This window comes from Geodermatophilus sp. URMC 63, assembly GCF_053502565.1.
The window spans coordinates 4,307,892-4,326,535 of sequence record NZ_CP199956.1 but is presented as its reverse complement, the minus strand read 5'-3'; the positions used below and the strand labels follow the sequence as shown (position 1 = coordinate 4,326,535).

The following is an 18,644-nucleotide window of genomic DNA, read 5'->3' as shown; positions in this document are numbered from 1 at the left end:
GCCCCCGACGTCCGGACCCCGACGGGGAGGCATCCTCATGGCGCACCTGCTGGCCGCCGAGGCGATCGAGCACACCAGCAACGACTGGCAGCTGGTGCTCGCCGCGCTGCTGGGCATCGCCGCCGTCGTCGTGCTCATCACCTGGCTCAAGGTGCACCCGTTCCTGGCTCTGATCATCGGGTCCGGGGTGCTCGGCGCGGTCGCGGCCGTGGCCCCCACGGACGTGGTCACCAGCTTCAGCGGCGGCGTCGGCACCACCGTCGGCGGCGTCGGGCTGCTCATCGCCCTGGGCGCCATGATCGGCGGGATGCTCGCCGAGTCCGGCGGCGCGAACGCGGTCGTGCACGCCTTCACCGACCGGGTCCCGCCCGGCCGGCTGCCGTGGGTGATGGGCGGGGTCGCCGCCCTCATCGGCATCCCGCTGTTCTTCGAGGTCGGCGTCGTCCTGCTGGTGCCGATCGTGCTGCTGGCCGCGGCCAACACCCGCCAGCCGGTGCTGCGCGTGGGCATCCCGGCGCTCGCCGGCCTGTCGGTGCTGCACGGCCTGGTGCCGCCGCACCCCGGCCCGCTCGTGGCCATCGACGCGCTGGGCGCCGACCTCGGCCGCACGCTGATCTTCGGGCTGATCGCCGCGATCCCCACCGTCGTCGTCGCCGGCCCGCTGTTCGGCGAGTTCATCAGCCGCCGGGTCCCGCTCGCCGCGCCTCGGGCGCTGGTCGGCGCCGGCGTCGGCGACCGGGCCACCACCGGCGACGAGCCGCGCGAGGCCACCCCGGCCGGGCGGCCGGCCACCGGGGCCGGCGGGGTCGACGACCCGCGCGATGTGGACGCCCTGGGCGACGACCCGCGGACCGCGCCGCGCCGCCGGCCGGGGCTGGGCGCCACGGTGCTCACCGTCCTGCTGCCGGTGCTGCTCATGCTGCTGCGCGCGATCGGCGAGCTCACCCTCGACGAGGGCAACGGGCTGCGGTCGTTCCTCGACGTCATCGGGACGCCGGTGATCGCGATGCTGGCCGGCGTCGTGGTGTCGATGTTCACCCTGGGCACCGCCGTCGGGTTCGGCCGCGAGCGGATCTCGGCCACCCTCGGCGGCTCGCTGCCCGGCATCGCCGGCATCCTGCTCATCGTCGCCGCCGGCGGCGGGTTCAAGCAGGTGCTCATCGACGCCGGCGTCGGCGACCTGGTGGGCCGCTTCGCCGAGGACCTGAACCTGTCGGTGCTCGTGCTGGGCTGGCTGGTGGCCGTGGGTATCCGGCTGGCCACCGGGTCGGCGACGGTCGCCACCATCACCGCGGCCGGCATCGTCTCCCCGCTGGCCGAGGGCCTCGACGCCTCGACCGTGGCGCTGCTCGTGCTCGCCATCGGCGCCGGGTCGGTGTTCTTCTCGCACGTCAACGACGCCGGCTTCTGGCTGGTCAAGGAGTACTTCGGGATGACCGTCGGCCAGACCATCAAGAGCTGGTCGGTCATGGAGACGCTGATCTCGGTGGTCGGGCTGCTGGCGGTGCTCGTGCTGTCGCTGGTCGTCTGACCCCTGGTCGTCCGGCCCCTGGTCGTCCGGCCCCTGCTCGTCCGGCCCCTGCTCGTCCGGGGCCGGTGACGGGCGTGCGGTCGGGCCCGTCCTGACCACCCCGTCGGCCCGCGTGCCGCACCGTGCTGCCGGCACCGGCCGCGTCCCGGTCCGAGGGGAGGAGGCGGCCCCGTTCCCGTGACCCGGGCGCGGGGCCGGGTGCGTGTCCACCGGTCGCCGACCCCGGCGACCGGCTCTCGGCGTGCCCGGGAAATCCCCCCGGCCTCTTCACTAAGTCTTAATGTCCTGACATAGTTGTGTGGCCGGCGCCACGCCGGACCTCCCGCCGCCACCCCTGGAGAGCCCGCCATGCCGCTGGTCCGCATCGACGTCGTCGAGGGGCGGCGCAGCCCCGAGCAGCTCCGGCGCCTGGCCGACGCCGTCCAGGACGTCGTGCTCGACGTCTTCGCCGCGCCGCCGGGGGACCGGTACCAGGTGATCACCGAGCACCGGCCGGGGCAGCTCATCTGCGAGGACACCGGCCTGGGCATCGAGCGCACCGACGACCTCGTCGTCCTGCAGGTCTTCCAGCAGGGCCGGTCGGAGGAGCAGAAGCGGGCCCTCTACGCCGGTCTCGCCAGCCACCTGCAGGAGGTCACCGGCCTCTCGCCCGGCGACCTGGTCGTCTCCGTCGCCACGAACACCCGCGAGGACTGGTCCTTCGGCCTCGGGCGCGCCCAGTTCCTCGACGGCGACCTCTGAGCGAGCCCCCTGCGGGGCCCGCACCTCTCACCGCCGTCCCTCTCACCGCCGTCCCGTTCCCCTGGAGGAGCACGTGTCCGCACGGGCGCCGTCGTGCGAGCCGACGTCCGGCACCCCCTGCCGACCGGCGCGTCCGCACCCTGCCGCCGGGTCAGGTCGTCGGGCGGCGGGCCGCGCGCAGCCGCTGTCCCGCCGTCACGGCGGCCCACCGGGCCCGGGAGGCCTCCGCGGGTCGCGCCGGCGGGTCGGTGACCGGGCCGAACTCGTCGAGCACCCGGTCGATGGTCGCCAGCAGGGTCGAGTTGAGCTCCCACAGGCCCGAGTGGCTGCGCGGGTCGCCGATCAGCAGGTCCTGCACCAGCGCCCGGCCGCTGCGCAGCGCCTCCAGCGCCCCGGCCAGCCGGTCCTGCTCGGCGCCCGCGGCGCCCCGGGCCTCGGCGACGAGCCCGCGGCCGAACTCGCGGACCACGGTGCCCATCCGCTCCAGCAGGCTGGCCACGGTCTGCCGGACGACGTCGGCGTAGCCGGCGTCCTCGTCGACCCCGGTCCGCTCGCGGGTGGCGTCGTCGACGGCCCGGAACAGGGTGCGCAGCGACACCGAGGCGTGCTCGAGGGTGTCCAGGCCCCTCCGCGCCCCCCTGCCGACCGGCGGGACCCGCAGCGCCCTGACGTTGAGCCGGCGGCTCTCCTCGGCGTGGGCCAGCGCGCGGTCCACCCGTGGGGCGTGCCGGTTGAGCCGGCGGGCGTCCTCCAGCCAGCGGGTCGACTGCTCCACGGTCGCGGGACCGGCGCGCAGGTCCGCCGCCGCGTCGTGCAGGAGGCAGGCGATCTCCTCGGCGAAGCGCTCCAGCGCCTGCATCGCGTACCGCGTCTGGACCGCCGGCGGGAAGACGACGTTGACCAGCACCCCGACGGCCGCCCCGATGAGCGTCTCGACGACGCGCCCGCTGCCGACCTCCTCCGCGCCCGACGCACCCAGCACGAGCATCGCGCTGATCGGGACCTCCACCAGGTGCGGGCCCAGCCGGAGCAGCTGACCGGCCAGGATCGAGGCGCCCACCAGCGCCGCGAGGCTCCACCAGGTGAGCCCCACGACGGCGGCGAACAGCACGGCCAGGGCCACTCCCGACACGACGCTGAGCACGCGCTGGACGCCGTGCAGGAGCGTGCTGCTCAGGGTCGCCTGCACCACGAGCAGGGCGGTGAGCGCGGCGATCAGGGGCGGCGGGGTGTGCAGCCCCACGCCCTGGGCGACGAGGAAGGCCGCGACCGTCGCCCCCGTCATGCGGGCCGCGCGGGAGGCGGCCGAGCGACCGCGTCCGCGCACGAGGAGCAGCAACCCGGCGGCGTGCCCCCCGATCCGCCGGCGCCATGGCTCCACCCCGTCATGGTCGGTGATCCCCGGCGTCACCGGTGCCCGGCTCGCCGCGCGGGGTCCGCGCACCCGACGTCCGCCCACCCGACGTCCGCGCACCCGACGTCCGCGCACCCCGGGGGCCGGCCGTGACCGGCCCCGGTCCGGGCCGCCGCGCGGCGGACCGCCAGGCCTGGATCGTGTCCACGCTGCACGCCCTCGGCTTCGTGTCCGTCGCCGACCTCGCCCGCCAGCCGGCGGTCTCGCAGATGACCGTCCGGCGCGACCTGCACCGCCTGCAGGCGGCCGGCCGGGTACGTCCGGTGCACGGCGGGGCCAGCCTCCCCCCGCGTGAGCTCCGCCGCGTCCTCCCGGGGGAGGCCTGCACCGAGGAGCAGGGACGCGTCGCGCGGCACGCCGCCGGGCTCGTCGGCCACCGTGACACCGTCGCCGTCGACGCGGGGACGACCGGCCTGGCGATCGCGCGGGCCCTCCCGCGTGGGACCGACGACGGAGGCCGCGGTCGCGCAGCTCCGGGCGCGGACGTTCGTCGTGTCCCCGGCCGCCGTCGACGCCCGCGGCCTGTACGCCCAGACGCCGGCGGAGGCCGGCGTGCAGCGCCGCCTCCTCGACATCGCCGACGAGGTCGTCCTCGTGACCACGCCCGAGACCCTCCGGACCTCCGCGCCGGCCCTGGTCGCACCGCCGGACCGGGTGACGGCGGTGGTCTGCGACCGCCGGCTCCCCGCCGGGCTCGCCGCCGCCCTGGACCGGGCGGGGGTGGTCCCCCGTGTCGTCGGCGCGTGAGCCGGGAGGCCCGGCGCCGGCCCGTTCCCGGGTCCTCTTCCGCCCCCGCGCGCCCTGATCGCCGGATGTGCGGAACCGATCCGCAGATGTGCGATCCCGAACACCGATCGACCGTGCGACTGCCATCTCCTCCGCTCAGCGTCCCCGTTCGAGAAGAGGACGGGAGCGGGGGGCACGACCGATTCGCCACCCATTCCGCACACAGGCCGGACACGGCCTGTTCCCTGAGAGAGGCGCCAATGTCGGCGATCCATTCCTCCCACGGCGGCCATTCCGGTCCCAGCGCCGCCGCGGGAAAGCGCTCACCCGCGCACAACCGCTTCCTCGTCAAGCTGACGGTGATCTCCACCCTGGGAGGTCTGCTGTTCGGCTACGACACCGGTGTCATCTCCGGTGCCCTGCTGTACCTGAAGGACGACCTCGACCTGACCTCGACCACCGAGGCGCTGGTGGTCAGCTCCCTGCTGTTCCCCGGCGCGGCGTTCGGCGCGCTGCTCGGCGGCAAGCTGGCCGACGTCCTCGGCCGCAAGGGCAGCCTGCTGGTCTGCGCCGGGCTGTTCCTGGTCGGCGCGCTCATCTGCGCGACCGCTCCCAACGTGGGCGTCATGGTCACCGGCCGGGTCCTGCTCGGTTTCGGGGTCGGCGCCGCCGCGGTGACCTGCCCGCTCTATCTGGCGGAGATGGCGCCGGCGGACCGGCGGGGACGCATGGTGACGATCAACGAACTGATGATCGTGACCGGCCAGTTCCTCGCCTTCGCGATGAACGCGCTGCTCGACGCCCTCATCCACGACCCGCACGTCTGGCGCTGGATGCTGGGTGTCGCCACGGTCCCCGCGGTGGCCCTCTTCATCGGCATGTTCTTCCTCCCCGACTCCCCCCGCTGGTACGCCGTGCGCGGGCGGCTCGACCAGAGCCGCCGCGTCCTCGGCCTCAGCCGGGACCCGGCGGAGGCGGCCGAGGAGTACGACGTCATCGCCACGCACGCCCAGCGCGACGTCAACGAGGACAAGGGCGCGGCGATGCGCGACCTGCGGGCCTACCCGTGGATGCGCCGGATCCTGTGGATCGGCTGCGGCCTGGCCACCATCCAGCAGGCCACCGGCATCAACACCGTCAACTACTACGCACCGACCATCCTGGAGTCGACCGGCCTCGGGGCCAGCGCGTCGCTGATCCTCACGATCACCGTCGGCGTCGTCGCGATCATCGGCACGGTCCTGGGCATCGTCCTGATCGGGCACTTCAACCGCCGGACCCTGCTGCTCACCGGGTTCACCGGTGTCGCGGCGGGACACGCGATCCTGGCGCTGTCCTTCCTGCTGCCGGAGTCCCGCTTCCGGAGCTACCTGATCCTGGCCGCGATGCTGCTCGTCGTCTTCTTCGTGCAGACGTTCATCGGCACGCTGGTGTGGCTGCTGCTCAGCGAGATCTTCCCGATGACCATCCGGGGCTTCGCCATGGGCATCGCGGTCTTCGTCCTGTGGACGGTCAACGCGGCCATCTCCTTCGCGTTCCCGCCCCTGGTCGAGGCACTGGGCGCGACCCCGACGTTCGGGCTCTTCGCGCTCGTCAACGTCGGTTCGTGGGTCTTCGCCAAGAAGTTCGCGCCGGAGACCCGCGGGCGCACGCTGGAGGAGCTCGAGGACGACTTCCGGACGCACGACGCGGCGCATCTGGTCCACGAGGCCCCGGCCGGCGTCCGGGGCGGCTGATCGCCCGCTGCGCCTGCACAGACCGCCGCCGCCCCCGGGGTCCCTGCCCCGGGGGCGGCGGCGGTCTGCGTGCCCGGCGACCCGCCGGTGGCTGCGGTGCGCACCCGGTCCGGCGGCGGTGTCCCGGTGGCCGGCGGGGCGGTGCCGGGCCGGCTGTGGCCGCTGGGGCCCGGTGCGCGGCACCGCCGCACGGGCGCGGACCTCGGCACCGCGCCGGTCCGACGGCGGTCATCGCGGGGTGCGTGCCGCACGCGTCGGCGACACCCGCCGAGCGGGAGCGGTGCCGTCCGCCGGCCGCCCGTGGGGGACCTCCCGAACGCCGTCGTGCTCTGCCCACACTGGTGGGCAGAGCACGACGGCGCTCCGGAGGAGTTCCGGTGGGTGGCTCAGCGCAGGACGACGCCCGCGTCGACCCGCAGCTCGAGCCCGGTGACGTAGCGCGCCTCGTCGGAGACCAGCCAGCGCAGGGCGGCCGAGGTGTCCCGCGTCTCCATCCACCCGATGGGGATCACGTGCTGCGGCCGCGACGCGATCTCGTACTCCTCGTCCGTGGGGGCGGGGTTGTCGGGCAGGAACAGCCGCTTGTTGGTGTCGGTCATGTAGATGGCCGTGTTGACGTTCGTCGGCGACAACGCGTTGACCCGGATGAAGTGCGGCCCGAGCTCGGCGGCCATCGGCTTGAGCATGCCCACCAGCGCGGTCTTGGCCGCCACGTAGTGGGTGATGTTCTGGAAGCCCTTGGTCGCCCCGGCGGAGGCGACCATGACGATGGCCCCGCCGCGCCCGCCCTGGATCAGGGCCGGGGTGGCCGCGCGGACGGTGTGCCAGGCGCCGGTCAGGTCGGTGTCGACGGTGTTCTTCCAGTCCTGCAGGTCGATCTCCCAGAACGGCCCGGCGCCGCAGCAGATCCCGGCGTTGGCGACGACGACGTCGATCCGGCCGAACTCGGCGAGCCCCCGGGCCACGACGGCCTCGACCGCCGCGTAGTCGCGGACGTCGGCCTGCTCGGCCACCATGCGGCGTCCGGTGCTCTCGACCGCGGCGCGGGTCTCCTCCAGGTCGGCCTTCGTGGCCATCGCGGTGCTGGCGCCCGGGATGTCCTCGCAGATGTCGAAGCCGATGACGTCGGCTCCCTCCTTGGCGAGGTCGATGGCGAACTGCCGCCCCTGCCCGCGACCGGCGCCGCTGATGAGGGCGACCCTCCCCGCGAAGCGATCGGGGTCGAACCTCGGTCCGGTCATGGCGCTGTGTCCTCTCCTGGTGGCGCGTGTCCTGGTGGCGCGTGTCCTGGTGGCGCGTGCGGGTCGCACGTCTGGAAGTCGGTCGGACGGGGACGGCCGGCGCCGGTGGGGACGAGCCCCACCGGCGCCGGCCGGTCCTACGGCCCCGTCCCGAGGCTCACCGTGAGCGTGCGAACGGTGAGGAGGACGGGGTCCTTTGTCAGGCGTTCTGCGGGAAGCCGAGGTTGAGGCCGCCGTGGCTGGGGTCCAGCCAGCGGCTGGTGATGACCTTGCCGCGGGTGAAGAAGTGCACGCCCTCGGCGCCGTGGGCGTGCGAGTCGCCGAAGAGGCTGTTCTTCCACCCGCCGAAGGAGTAGTAGGCCATCGGCACCGGGATCGGCACGTTGATGCCGATCATCCCGACCTGCACCTCGTGCTGGAAGCGCCGGGCGGCGCCGCCGTCGTTGGTGAAGATCGCGGTGCCGTTGCCGTACTCGTTGCGGTTGATCAGCTCGACGGCGTGCTCGTAGGTGTCCACCCGCAGCACCGAGAGCACCGGCCCGAAGATCTCGTCCTTGTAGACGCTCATCGACGGCTCGACGTGGTCGACCAGGGTCGGGCCGAGCCAGAACCCGTTCTCGCCGCCCTCGGGCTGCACCTCGCGGCCGTCGACGACGAGCTTGGCGCCCTCCTCCTCACCGGCGGCCACGTAGGACTCCACCCGGTCGCGGTGCCGCTTGCTGATCAGCGGGCCCATGTCGCAGCCCTGGCGGCCGTCGCCGGTGCGCAGGGTGTTGGTGCGCTCGGCGATGCGGGCCACGAGGTCGTCGCCGACCCCGCCGACGGCGAGCACGGCGCTGATCGCCATGCAGCGCTCACCGGCCGAGCCGAACCCGGAGTTGACCGCGGCGTCGGCGGCCAGGTCCAGGTCGGCGTCGGGCAGCACGACCATGTGGTTCTTCGCCCCGCCCAGGGCCTGCACCCGCTTGCCGTGCCGGGTGCCGGTCTCGTACACGTACTGGGCGATCGCCGTGGACCCGACGAAGGACACCGACTGGATGTCGGGGTGCTCGAGCAGCCGGTCGACGGCGACCTTGTCGCCCTGGACGACGTTGAAGACGCCGTCGGGCAGCCCGGCCTCCTTCCACAGCTCGGCGATCCACAGCGCCGCCGACGGGTCCTGCTCGCTGGGCTTGAGGACGACGGTGTTGCCGGTGGCGATGGCGATGGGGAAGAACCACATCGGCACCATCGCCGGGAAGTTGAACGGGCTGATGATCGCGACCGGCCCGAGCGGCTGGCGCACCGAGTGCACGTCGACGTTGGTCGAGGCGTTCTCGGTGAACCCGCCACGCACCAGCGAGGGCACGCCACAGGCGTACTCCACGACCTCCTGGCCGCGGGAGACCTCGCCCAGGGCGTCGTCGAGGACCTTGCCGTGCTCGGCGGTGATGATCGCGGCCAGCTCGGGCTTGCGGGCGTTGAGCAGCTCCCGGAAGCGGAAGAGCACCGCGGTGCGCTTGGCCAGGGACGTGTCACGCCAGGCCGGGAAGGCGGCCGAGGCGGCGGCGACCCCGGCGTCGACCTCCTCGGTGGACGCGAGCGCGACCTCGCCGATGACCTCGCCGGTCGCGGAGTCGGTCACGTCTCCGGTGCGGCCGCTGGCGCCCTCGCGCCGTGCGCCGTCGATCCAGTGGGGGATGGAGGTGGGCATGGTGGCCTCTCAGGGAGCGGTGTCGTCGGGGAGCGGGGTCTGCGGGAGGTTGCTGCGGTGGGGAGCGCCCGACGGCGCGCCACCGCCGGGCGCCTGGCCGGCGAAGTGCTTGTCGACCAGGTCGCGGATGGCGGCGAGCATCCGGGTGCCGGACTCGCGGGCCTGGTCGTCCCAGCCGAAGACGCAGGTGGTGAGGACGCCGTCGAAGCCGATCCCGGCCAGGGCGGCGAAGGCCTCGTCGGCGTCGACGTCGCCGCGGCCGAGCTCCATGTGCTGGTGCACGCGGGTGGTGTTGCCCGGCGGATTGGTGATGTAGCGCAGCCCGTCGGAGGCCCGGTGGTCCATCGAGTCGGCCACGTGCACGTGGGTGAGCAGCTCGCCGGCGTTCGCGATGATGCCCGGCGCGTCGTCGCCCTGGTGGAACGTGTGCGGCATGCAGTACAGGAAGGAGACGCACGGCGAGTCGATGCCGCGGATCATGTCCAGCGCCGGCAGGCCGAGCTCGATGAAGTCGTCCGGGTGCGGCTCGAGAGCCAGCTTGACGCCCTCCCGCTCGAAGAGCGGCAGCAGCTCCTCCATCGACCGCCAGAACATCGCCTCGGCGAGCTCGGGCGCCTCCGGCCGGCCGTTGAACTCCGAGTTCATCGTGTCCACGCCGAGCTCGACGCAGATCTCGATGGCCCGCTTCCAGTAGCGGACGGCGGCCTGCCGCTCCACCTCGCCCGGGCCCGACCAGCGCATGACCGGCAGCAGCGAGGTGACGCCGACGCCGGCGTCGGCCAGCCGCGACTTGAACGCCCGCACGGTGGCGGTGTCCACCCGCGGGTGCTTGAAGAACGGGACGAAGTCCTCGCGGGGCGAGAGCTCGATCCACTCGTAGCCCATGCCGGCCACCACGTCGGGCAGCTCGAGCAGGGGGGTGGTCCGCAGCATCTGCGGGTCCAGGGCGATCCTCACCGGGCCTCCATCCGCACGACGGTGCGCTGCCCGCTGTGCAGCGCCTCGACACCGGCCGCGCAGACGGCCTGGGCGGCGTAGCCGTCCCACGCGCCCGGGCCGTCGACCTCGCCGCGGCGGGCGGCGTCCACCCAGCGCTGCAGCTCGATGTCGTAGGCCCGGCCGAAGCGCTGCCGGAAGTCCGGGGCGATGCCGGTCGACCGGCTCGCCCCCGCCTGCCCGCCGGACGTGCGCACCAGCCCGGCGTCCAGGCCGATCATCGCGCTGCCGTCCTCACCGACGACCTCGGTGCGCACCTCGTAGCCCACGCCGGTGTTCACGAAGCACTCGACGTCGACCACCCGGCCGCCGGTGGTCTCCAGCAGCACCAGCAGCGGGTCGGACTGGCCGGCGATGGCGTGCCGGGTCGCCCGCGGCCGCAGCACGGTGACCGCGGCGATCTCCTCGTCGAGCAGGAACCGGGCGACGTCGATCTCGTGCACCACCGAGTCGTTGACCATCATCTCGCTGGTGAAGTGCGGCGGGACCGACGCGTTGCGGTGCGCGCAGTGCACGACCAGCGGCTCGCCGAGGCCGCCCGCGTCCACGAGCGCCTTGAGCTCGGCGTACTCCGGGTCGAAGCGGCGCATGAAGCCGACCTGGACCAGCCGGCGGCCGGTGCGGGCGGTGTACTCGTCCTCGGCCCGCACCAGCGCCAGGGAGCTCCCGGCGTCCATGGTCAGCGGCTTCTCGCACAGCACCGGCGTGCCGCGCTCGATGCAGGCCAGCACCTGCTCCTCGTGGAACTGGCCGGGCGTGGCGATCACCACGGCGTCGACGTCGTCGTCGGTGATTGCGGCCAGCGGGTCGCCGACCACCCGGCAGCCGGGCACGCCGGCGGCCACCTGCTCGGCCTTCTCGGCGAACGCGTCGCTGACCGCGACCACCTGCGCGCCGGAGACGCGGCTGTGCAGGCGGGCGACGTGGTCGGCGCCCATCATCCCGACGCCCAGCACGGCGACCCGCAGCTCGCGCGCGGGGACGTCGGCCAGGGCGGGCAGGGTCCCGGCGCGGGTCCCGGCGCGGGTCTCGGCGGTGGTCACGCCCGGTCCTCCCGGGGGGTCTTCGGGGAGCCCAGCTGCAGCGAGGGGAACCCGCAGCCGCCGATGTAGCGGTGCGTGCGCCGGGCGATGGGGAGGGGCACGTCCGGCGCGCAGGGGTAGAGGTCGTGCTCGACGATCGCGAACACGTCCAGACCGTGCGCCTCGATCGCCTCGAACAGCGGCGGGTAGGCCGGGACGCCGCCCGGCGGCTCGGTCATCGCGCCCATCCGCACCGCGTCGGGCCAGGTGATGTCCTTCTCCAGCACCTCGTCGACGATCGTCGGGTCGACCTGCTTGAGGTGCAGGTAGCCGATCCGCTCCGGGTACCTGTTGATCAGCTCGAGGTTGTCGCCCCGGTAGTAGCTGACGTGCCCGGTGTCCAGGCACAGCGGCACGTACTGCGGGTCGGTGTCGGCGAGGAAGCGCTCGATGTCGCGCTGCCAGCCGACGTGGGTCTCCGCGTGCGGGTGGAAGGCGATCGACAGGCCGTACTCCTCCTGCACCGCCCGGCCCAGCCGCGTCACGCCGGTGGTCTTGGCCTCCCACTGCTCGGGGGTGAGGTCGCGGGACTCGACGTCGGCGCCGGTCTTCTGGTCGCGGAAGGTGTCGGGGATGACGACGACGTGGGTGCCGCCCATCGCCTTGGTCAGCGCGGCGACGTCCCGGACCTGGCCCCACACGGCGTCCCACGAGTCGGGCCGGTGCAGGTGCTCGAAGACGGTGCCGGCCGACACCTTCAGGTCCCGCGCGGCCAGCTCGTCGGACAGCCGGGACGGGTCGGTGGGCAGGTAGCCGTAGGGGCCCAGCTCGATCCACTCGTACCCGCAGGCGCTCACCTCGTCGAGGAAGCGCTGCCACGGCACCTGCTCGGGGTCGTCGGGGAACCAGACGCCCCACGAGTCGGGTGCCGACCCCACCCGGATGCGGGCGCGGCCAGCCGCGGGGTGCTGCGCGGTCATGTGTTCTCTCCTCCGGGGGACGGGCGGGGCATCACGAGTCCGCGCCGCCCTCGGACGGCGCGAGGTAGGCGGGCCGCTGGACGGCCTTCCAGCGGTCGTAGACGGCGCGGGCCTCCTGGGTGCTCGACAGTGTCGAGACCTCGCTGACCGGCACGTCCCACCACGACTCGCTCGACGGCGCGTCGACGAGCGGGTCGGTCTCGACGTGCACGACCGTCGTCCGGTCGCTGGCCTTGGCCTTGCGCAGCGCGGCCTCGAGGCTCGGCCCGTCCTGGGCGACGAGGACGTCGACGCCGAGGCTGGCGGCGTTGGCGGCGAGGTCGACCGGCAGCACGTCGCCGTCGAGCCGGCCGGAGTCCGAGCGGTAGCGGTAGCGGGTGCCGAAGCGCTGGGAGCCCAGCTGCTCGGACAGCGCGCCGATCGAGGCGAAGCCGTGGTTCTGCACCAGGACGACGACGATCTTGACGCCCTCCTGGACGGCGGTGACCAGCTCGGTCGGCATCATCAGGTAGGAGCCGTCGCCGATCATGACGAACACGTCGCGGTCGGGGCTGGCCATCCGGATGCCGATGCCGCCGGGGATCTCGTAGCCCATGGTCGAGTAGCCGTACTCGACGTGGTAGCCCTTGCGGTCGCGCACCCGCCACATCTTGTGCAGGTCGCCGGGCATCGACCCGGCGGCGCAGACGACGACGTCCCGCGGGGCGGACACCTCGTTGACCAGGCCGATGACCTCGTTCTGGGTCAGCCGGCCGCCCTCGCCGGCGCTCGGGGTCTCCGGGTGGTAGGCCGCCTCGACGGTGGCCTCCCACGCCGCGGCGAGCTCCGCGGTGCGGGTGCGGTACGCGTCGTCGACCGACCAGCCGGCCAGCGCGTCGGTGAGCGCGGTGAGCGTCTCCCGGGCGTCGGCCTGGATGCCGACTCCGGCGTGCTTAACGGCGTCCAGCGAGCCGATGTTGACGTTGACGAACCGCACCCCGGGGTCGTTGAAGGCGGTGTGCGAGGCGGTGGTGAAGTCCTGGTAGCGGGTGCCGATCCCGATGACGACGTCGGCCTCGCGGGCCAGGGCGTTGGCCGCCGTCGTCCCGGTGGAGCCGATGGCCCCCACCGACTGCGGGTGGTCGTAGGGCAGCGCGCCCTTGCCCGCCTGGGTCTGCCCGACCGGGATGCCGGTGGCCGAGACGAAGGCGTCCAGCTCCTCGGTGGCCTGGGAGTAGATGACCCCGCCACCGGCGACGACCAGCGGCCGGCGCGCCGAGCGGATCACCTCGACGGCGCGGGCCAGCGCGGCCGGCTCGGGCAGCGGCCGGCCGACGTGCCAGGTGCGCTCGGTGAACAGCTCGACCGGCCAGTCGAAGGCCTCGGCCTGCACGTCCTGCGGGAAGCAGAGGGTGACCGCGCCGGTCTCGGCCGGGTCGGTGAGCACCCGCATCGCGCCGAGCAGGGCGCCGGGCAGCTGCTCGGGCCGCCAGATCCGGTCGAAGTAGCGCGACACCGGCCGGAAGGCGTCGTTGACGGTCACGTCGCCGCTGTCGGGCCGCTCGAGCTCCTGCAGCAGCGGGCCGGCCGAGCGGGTGGCGAAGGTGTCGGCCGGGAGCAGCAGCACCGGCAGCCGGTTGATGGTCGCCAGGGCCGCGCCGGTGAGCATGTTGGTCGAGCCGGGGCCGACGCTGGTGGAGACCGCCCAGGTCTGCAGCCGGTCCTTGGCGCGGGCGTAGGCCACGGCGGTGTGCACGACGGCCTGCTCGTTGCGGCCCAGCACGTACGGCAGCGCCCCGGGCTCCTCCAGCTCGGCCTGCAGCAGCGCCTGGCCCAGCCCGGCGACGTTGCCGTGCCCGAAGATGCCGAAGCAGCCGGCGAACAGCCGCTGCCGCTGCCCGTCGCGCTCGGTGTACTGCTGCGCCAGGAACCGGACGACGGCCTGGGCGACGGTCAGCCGCACCGTCTCGGTGCGGGCCGGGGGCGGGTACTCGCTCACGATCGGGGGGCTCCGTTCTCGTCGGTGCCGGCGGGGGAGTGCAGGGGGAGTCGGGGGTCGACCGGCTCGTCGGCCCAGGTGCCGCGGATCCAGGCGTGGTCGGGGTCGTCGACGATCCGCCAGGCGCGTTCAGTGCCGGGGCCGGCCATGACGTTGAGGTAGTAGAGGTCGTGCCCGGGGGCGGCGATCGACGGGCCGTGCCACCCGTGGGGGATGAGGACGACGTCGCGGTCGCGCACCTCGGCGAGCACGTCGATGGGCCGCTCGGGGGTGCCGTAGACCCGCTGGTAGGCCAGGCCCGGCTGGCCCTGCGGCCCGCGAGCGACCTCGAAGTAGTAGATCTCCTCGAGCTCGCTCTCCACCTCGGAGGTCTCGTCGTGCTTGTGCGGCGGGTAGGACGACCAGTTGCCGCCGGGGGTGATGACCTCGCAGGCGATGATCGCGTCGGCCTCGAAGACGTCGGCGGTGGCGAAGTTGTTCACCTGGCGGCTGCACCGGCCGGCGCCCCGCAGCTCCACCGGCACGTCCGCGGCGGGTCCGTGGCGGACCGGCAGCCGCCGGCGGGCGCGCGCACCGCACAGCGCGAACCGCCCCCCGTCGGCGCTCGACAGCTCCGCGGTGACCTCGAGGGGGAGGTAGGCGAAGTCGGTCGGACCGGCGAAGACACTGCTGCGCCCGGTGAGGGTGAGCACCTCCCCGTCGCACTCGACGGTCAGGCCGCCCTGCAGCGGGACGACGACGACCTCGTCCGGGCCGGTGTCCAGCGTGTGGCGGTCACCGGCGGACAGCTCGAGCACGCGCAGGCTCGAGTGCCCCCAGCCGGCGGACTCGGGCGTCACCTCGAGGGCGTAGGGACCGGCGGCGGCGCTGCCGGCGGGCAGGTGCTGCGACTGGGTGGTCGCGGTCATCAGCTGCTCCTGGGAAGAGGCGCGGGCGGCCCTCCTGCAGGGCCCCGCCGCGAGCGTGCGAGCGGTGGGGGGCAGGAGGGTCCTTCGATCAGTGCACGAGGGAGACCGCGGTGTCCACGGCGGTGGCGACATCGTCGTCGGGCGGGTAGAGCAGTGTGCGGCCGACGACCAGGCCGCGCACCGCCGGCAGGGCGAGGGCGTCGCGCCACTGCGCGTAGGTCTCCTCGGGCCGGCGGGAGGGGTCCCCGCCGAGCAGCAGCGTGGGCAGGGTCGTGGCGTCCATGACCCGCTCCATGTCCGCGACGACCGGAAGCTTGAGCCAGGTGTAGGCCGAGGTGGCGCCGAGGCCCTGGGCGATGTGCACCGACTTGATGACCGCGTCCGCGCTCAGGTCGTTGGTGACCCGGCCGTCCACCCGCCGGGACAGGAACGGCTCAAGCATCGCGACGACGCCGGCGCGGGCCAGCTCGGTGACCGCACGCCCGGCGGTCTCCAGCATCCGCACCGTGCCCGGGTCGTCGAGGTCGATCCGGTTGAGCATCTTGGCGGCGTCGAAGCGGGCCTCGACCACGCCGGCGACGTCGTAGCCGGTCATCCGGTCGTCGAGCTCGAAGCTGGCACCGGCCAGGCCGCCGCGGTTCATCGAGGCCACGACGACCTTGTCCTCGAGCGCGCCCAGCAGCAGCAGGTCCTCGGCGACGTCCGCGGTGGCGAGCAGGCCGTCCACGCCAGGGCGGGCCAGCGCGGCGCGCAGCCGGTCGAGCATGTCGGTGCGGCTGTTCATCGCCGACGGCCGCCCCTGGGCCGACAGCGCACCGCGGGCCGGGTGGTCGGCGGCGACCAGCATCAGCCGGCCGTCCTCGGGCAGGAAGGACGGCCGCCGGCGGCGCGCGGCCAGGGCCCGGCCGATCGCCTGCGGGTCGCGGCTGCGCAGCTCGGTGACCTCGGCGTAGGTCGTGCACAGCGGCGGCGCGCCGAGCACGTCGGCGGGGGACAGGGCGGTGTCAGACACGGGTGCCCTCCAGGGAGGCGGTGACGTGGGCGGCGATCTCGTCGGCGGTCGGCATCGCCGTCGAGCACTCCAGCCGCGAGGCGACGATCGCGCCGGCGGCGTTGGCGTTGCGCAGCAGCTGCTCCAGCGGCAGGCCGGCGAGCAGGCCGTGGGCGAGGGACCCGCCGAACGCGTCGCCGGCGCCGAGGCCGTTGACGACCTCGACCGGCGTGGGCGGGACGACGACCCGCTCGGTGCGGGTCTTGCCGAGGACCCCGCGCGGCCCCTGCTTGACGATCGCCAGCTCCACCCCGGCGTCGAGCAGCGCGTCGGCGGCGCGGTCGGGCTCGGTCTCGCCGACGGCGACCTCGCACTCCTCGCGGTTGCCGACGGCGACGGTCACGTGCGGGAGGGCCGCCCGCACCTGCGCCGACGCCTCCTCGCGCGAGGCCCAGAACACCGGCCGGTAGTCCAGGTCCAGCACGGTGTGCCGGCGCCGTCCCCGGGCCTCCCACGCGGCGTGGTGGGCCGATCGGCTGGGCTCCTCGGACAGGCCGGTCACCGTCGCCCAGAACAGCTCCGCGTCGCGGATCGCGGCGGCGTCGAGGTCCTCCGGGCGGACCTGCAGGTCCGGGGCGGTGGGCCGGCGGTAGAAGTACAGCGGGAAGTCGTCGGGTGGGAAGATCTCGCAGAAGGTGACCGGCGTCGGGTGGGCCGGGTCGACCACCACGAGCCCGTCGTCGACGCCGAGGTCGCGCAGCGCCCGCCGCACGAACCGGCCGAACGGGTCGTCCCCGACGCCGGTGACCAGGGCGGTGGCGTGGCCGAGCCGGGCCGCGGCGACCGCCACGTTGGCGGCGCTGCCGCCGAGGAACTTCCCGAACGTCTCGACGTCCTCGAGGCCGACCCCGACCTGCAGGGGGTAGACGTCCACCCCGCTGCGGCCCATCACGACCATCTCCCGGGCGTTTCCCACGGTGCTCCGTCCCCCTGCTCGTCGGTCGGCCTGCCCTGGCGACTGTGCTCCGGCACACACGGCTGTGTCAAGACTTTGTTAGGACATAAAGGCAACAGGACGTCGGGACGTCGAGCGCCCCGGACGAGTGAGGACAACAGCACGTGTGCAGGTGCGATCATGACCGCGGCGTGCCGGGTCGTCGGCCGCACGCGTGCGACGCCCGCAGCCGAGGAGGCCCCTGTGATGGTGTTCGACATCGACCGGTCCAGCCCGACGCCGCTGTACTTCCAGCTGGCCCAGGCCATCGAGGGCGCCATCACCGGGGGCGCCCTCCCGGCCGGCTCGCGGCTGGAGAACGAGGTCCTGCTCGCCCAGCGGTACGGGCTCTCCCGCCCGACGGTGCGCCGGGCGGTGCAGGAGCTGGTCGACAAGGGGCTGCTGGTGCGCAAGCGGGGCGTCGGGACCCAGGTCATCCAGCCGCACGTGCGGCGCTCCGTGGAGCTCACCAGCCTCTACGACGACCTGTCGCGGGCCGGCGACGCGCCCACCACCGAGGTGCTGTCCCTGGAGCGGGTGCCCGCGCCGGCCGACGTGGCCGAGGAGCTCGACGTGCCCGAGGGCGACGAGATCGTCGTGCTGCGCCGGCTGCGGCGCTCGCGCGGCGAGCCGCTGGCGCTGCTGACCAACCACCTGCCGGGGCGCTTCCGGCCCACCGTCGACGAGATGACCGAGCGGGGCCTCTACCAGTACCTGCGCGCCCAGGGTGTGCACCTGCGGGTGGCCCACCAGCGCATCGGGGCGCGACTCGCCCGGGCCGACGAGGCCCGGCTGCTGGAGGAGGCTCCGCGCTCGGCGCTGCTGACGATGCAGCGGACCGCCTTCGACGACCAGGGCGCCGCCGTCGAGTACGGCCGGCACGTCTACCGCGCCTCCCGCTACGACTTCGAGACGACGCTCGTCGGCCGCTGACCGGCACCCGGTCCACCTGGTGGGTGTCGACAGGACCTGCCGGATGCCGCGGCCCTCGGAGGCGGTGGCTCCGACCACATCTGCTCACCCGTGGTGGGGACACTCACAGTGTTCCGGCGACATCTGCCAAGGCCGGTGGACGACCATGGAGGAGGAGATTCCCACCGACACCACGGAGACCGTCATGCAGGGCACCGCCTTCGCCTTCGCCGCCACCACCCCCGAGCTGCCCTTCCTGGACGGGCTCCGTCGCCGCCGCGCCGCGCGGCGGGCCCGCCGCGCGGTGGAGCAGGAGCTCGCCGACTACGCCACCGTCAGCGACCGCGACGACCTCGCCGCGCTGATCGCCGGCCGCGGGGACGCCGACGGTGAGACCGCCGCCGCCCTCGTCCGCCAGGCCCACCGCGACCTCTTCCGCACCCGCTGACGCCCGGCCCCCGTCCAGGGGCCTGCCCCGAGCCTGGCAGGGGTGGGGAGGACGGGGCCCTCCCTCAGGTGAAGGGGTTCTCGCCGGCCTCGACTTGGGCGGCGAACTCCCGCAGCGCCGCGCGGTCCGGCGTGCCGCCGGCGTCCCGGACCGCGGCGTCGAGCGCCTCGAGCACCTCCTCGGCCGGCCGGCCGGCCAGGCGGTCGCCGATCGCCGCCAGCGCTGGGGCCACCCGCTCGCTGAGCACCTCCGCCCGCCGGGGCACCGGCGGGCGCAGCAGGCGCAACAGCTCCTCCTGCAGCCCGCTCCGCCGTCCTCGCGCCACACCCACCT

Annotated in this window: 17 protein-coding genes and 1 pseudogene; 7 read left to right on the top strand and 11 right to left on the bottom strand. The window is 74.2% G+C overall.

Features of this window, described 5'->3' with window-relative positions:
- Positions 1 to 37 precede the first annotated feature (37 nt).
- Both ACWIZO_RS21085 and ACWIZO_RS21080 read left to right on the top strand, forming a co-directional pair.
- On the top strand, positions 38 to 1,531 hold the full coding sequence (locus ACWIZO_RS21085) for a GntT/GntP/DsdX family permease (RefSeq protein ID WP_448639577.1): 1,494 nt from the start codon (positions 38 to 40) through the stop codon (positions 1,529 to 1,531).
- A gap of 348 nt (positions 1,532 to 1,879) precedes the next feature.
- Positions 1,880 to 2,272, top strand: a complete 393-nt coding sequence (locus ACWIZO_RS21080; protein ID WP_448639576.1) for a tautomerase family protein — start codon at positions 1,880 to 1,882, stop codon at positions 2,270 to 2,272.
- 151 nt (positions 2,273 to 2,423) lie between these two features.
- Here ACWIZO_RS21080 and ACWIZO_RS21075 read toward each other — a convergent pair whose 3' ends face one another.
- Positions 2,424 to 3,653, bottom strand: a complete 1,230-nt coding sequence (locus ACWIZO_RS21075; protein ID WP_448639575.1) for an FUSC family protein — start codon at positions 3,651 to 3,653, stop codon at positions 2,424 to 2,426.
- 32 nt (positions 3,654 to 3,685) lie between these two features.
- On the opposite strand from ACWIZO_RS21075, the pseudogene ACWIZO_RS21070 reads away from it, so the two are divergent.
- From ACWIZO_RS21070 to ACWIZO_RS21060, 3 genes and pseudogenes are all read left to right on the top strand, one after another.
- Positions 3,686 to 3,958, top strand: a pseudogene (locus ACWIZO_RS21070) (DeoR family transcriptional regulator); the annotation flags it as partial.
- A 19-nt stretch (positions 3,959 to 3,977) separates the two neighbouring features.
- Positions 3,978 to 4,433: a hypothetical protein gene (locus ACWIZO_RS21065; protein ID WP_448642984.1), complete on the top strand. Its 456-nt coding sequence runs from the start codon at positions 3,978 to 3,980 to the stop codon at positions 4,431 to 4,433.
- 65 nt (positions 4,434 to 4,498) lie between these two features.
- On the top strand, positions 4,499 to 6,148 hold the full coding sequence (locus ACWIZO_RS21060; RefSeq protein WP_448642983.1) for a sugar porter family MFS transporter: 1,650 nt from the start codon (positions 4,499 to 4,501) through the stop codon (positions 6,146 to 6,148).
- 386 nt (positions 6,149 to 6,534) lie between these two features.
- Here ACWIZO_RS21060 and ACWIZO_RS21055 read toward each other — a convergent pair whose 3' ends face one another.
- From ACWIZO_RS21055 to iolC, 9 genes are all read right to left on the bottom strand, one after another.
- Complete coding sequence (locus ACWIZO_RS21055; protein WP_448639574.1) at positions 6,535 to 7,389, bottom strand: mycofactocin-coupled SDR family oxidoreductase; 855 nt, start codon at positions 7,387 to 7,389, stop codon at positions 6,535 to 6,537.
- Between the two features lie 199 nt (positions 7,390 to 7,588).
- Positions 7,589 to 9,082, bottom strand: coding sequence for a CoA-acylating methylmalonate-semialdehyde dehydrogenase (locus ACWIZO_RS21050; protein ID WP_448639573.1), 1,494 nt, complete (start codon positions 9,080 to 9,082; stop codon positions 7,589 to 7,591).
- A gap of 9 nt (positions 9,083 to 9,091) precedes the next feature.
- Positions 9,092 to 10,039 (bottom strand): sugar phosphate isomerase/epimerase family protein, encoded by a 948-nt coding sequence (locus ACWIZO_RS21045; protein WP_448639572.1) that lies wholly within the window; start codon positions 10,037 to 10,039, stop codon positions 9,092 to 9,094.
- On the bottom strand, positions 10,036 to 11,121 hold the full coding sequence (locus ACWIZO_RS21040) for a Gfo/Idh/MocA family protein (RefSeq protein WP_448639571.1): 1,086 nt from the start codon (positions 11,119 to 11,121) through the stop codon (positions 10,036 to 10,038). Before ACWIZO_RS21040 ends, ACWIZO_RS21045 begins: the two co-directional genes overlap by 4 nt.
- Entirely contained in the window at positions 11,118 to 12,080 is a 963-nt protein-coding gene (locus tag ACWIZO_RS21035; protein ID WP_448639570.1) for a sugar phosphate isomerase/epimerase family protein, read from the bottom strand. Before ACWIZO_RS21035 ends, ACWIZO_RS21040 begins: the two co-directional genes overlap by 4 nt.
- Positions 12,081 to 12,111: 31 nt before the next feature.
- On the bottom strand, positions 12,112 to 14,058 hold the full coding sequence (gene iolD / locus ACWIZO_RS21030) for a 3D-(3,5/4)-trihydroxycyclohexane-1,2-dione acylhydrolase (decyclizing) (RefSeq protein WP_448639569.1): 1,947 nt from the start codon (positions 14,056 to 14,058) through the stop codon (positions 12,112 to 12,114).
- Positions 14,055 to 14,966: a 5-deoxy-glucuronate isomerase gene (gene iolB, locus ACWIZO_RS21025; protein WP_448639568.1), complete on the bottom strand. Its 912-nt coding sequence runs from the start codon at positions 14,964 to 14,966 to the stop codon at positions 14,055 to 14,057. Before iolB ends, iolD begins: the two co-directional genes overlap by 4 nt.
- Before the next feature lie 88 nt (positions 14,967 to 15,054).
- Positions 15,055 to 15,978, bottom strand: a complete 924-nt coding sequence (locus ACWIZO_RS21020) for a class I fructose-bisphosphate aldolase (protein ID WP_448639567.1) — start codon at positions 15,976 to 15,978, stop codon at positions 15,055 to 15,057.
- Entirely contained in the window at positions 15,971 to 16,933 is a 963-nt protein-coding gene (gene iolC, locus ACWIZO_RS21015) for a 5-dehydro-2-deoxygluconokinase (RefSeq protein WP_448639566.1), read from the bottom strand. Before iolC ends, ACWIZO_RS21020 begins: the two co-directional genes overlap by 8 nt.
- A gap of 225 nt (positions 16,934 to 17,158) precedes the next feature.
- Here iolC and ACWIZO_RS21010 point away from each other — a divergent pair, with 225 nt between their 5' ends.
- Complete coding sequence (locus tag ACWIZO_RS21010; RefSeq protein WP_448639565.1) at positions 17,159 to 17,884, top strand: GntR family transcriptional regulator; 726 nt, start codon at positions 17,159 to 17,161, stop codon at positions 17,882 to 17,884.
- Between the two features lie 145 nt (positions 17,885 to 18,029).
- On the top strand, positions 18,030 to 18,311 hold the full coding sequence (locus ACWIZO_RS21005) for a hypothetical protein (protein ID WP_448639564.1): 282 nt from the start codon (positions 18,030 to 18,032) through the stop codon (positions 18,309 to 18,311).
- A 64-nt stretch (positions 18,312 to 18,375) separates the two neighbouring features.
- Here the strand turns inward: ACWIZO_RS21005 and ACWIZO_RS21000 are convergent, their stop codons facing one another.
- On the bottom strand, positions 18,376 to 18,636 hold the full coding sequence (locus ACWIZO_RS21000) for a hypothetical protein (RefSeq protein ID WP_448639563.1): 261 nt from the start codon (positions 18,634 to 18,636) through the stop codon (positions 18,376 to 18,378).
- Positions 18,637 to 18,644: the final 8 nt, after the last annotated feature.

Excerpts from the sequence above, each read along its gene's own strand:
- ACWIZO_RS21050 (WP_448639573.1), bottom strand. The coding sequence starts at position 9,082 with ATGCCCACCTCCATCCCCCACTGGATCGACGGCGCACGGCGCGAGGGC.
- ACWIZO_RS21010 (WP_448639565.1), top strand. The coding sequence starts at position 17,159 with ATGGTGTTCGACATCGACCGGTCCAGCCCGACGCCGCTGTACTTCCAG.
- ACWIZO_RS21080 (WP_448639576.1), top strand. The coding sequence starts at position 1,880 with ATGCCGCTGGTCCGCATCGACGTCGTCGAGGGGCGGCGCAGCCCCGAG.
- ACWIZO_RS21005 (WP_448639564.1), top strand. The coding sequence starts at position 18,030 with ATGGAGGAGGAGATTCCCACCGACACCACGGAGACCGTCATGCAGGGC.
- ACWIZO_RS21085 (WP_448639577.1), top strand. The coding sequence starts at position 38 with ATGGCGCACCTGCTGGCCGCCGAGGCGATCGAGCACACCAGCAACGAC.
- ACWIZO_RS21035 (WP_448639570.1), bottom strand. The coding sequence starts at position 12,080 with ATGACCGCGCAGCACCCCGCGGCTGGCCGCGCCCGCATCCGGGTGGGG.
- ACWIZO_RS21060 (WP_448642983.1), top strand. The coding sequence starts at position 4,499 with ATGTGCGGAACCGATCCGCAGATGTGCGATCCCGAACACCGATCGACC.
- iolB (WP_448639568.1), bottom strand. The coding sequence starts at position 14,966 with ATGACCGCGACCACCCAGTCGCAGCACCTGCCCGCCGGCAGCGCCGCC.
- ACWIZO_RS21055 (WP_448639574.1), bottom strand. The coding sequence starts at position 7,389 with ATGACCGGACCGAGGTTCGACCCCGATCGCTTCGCGGGGAGGGTCGCC.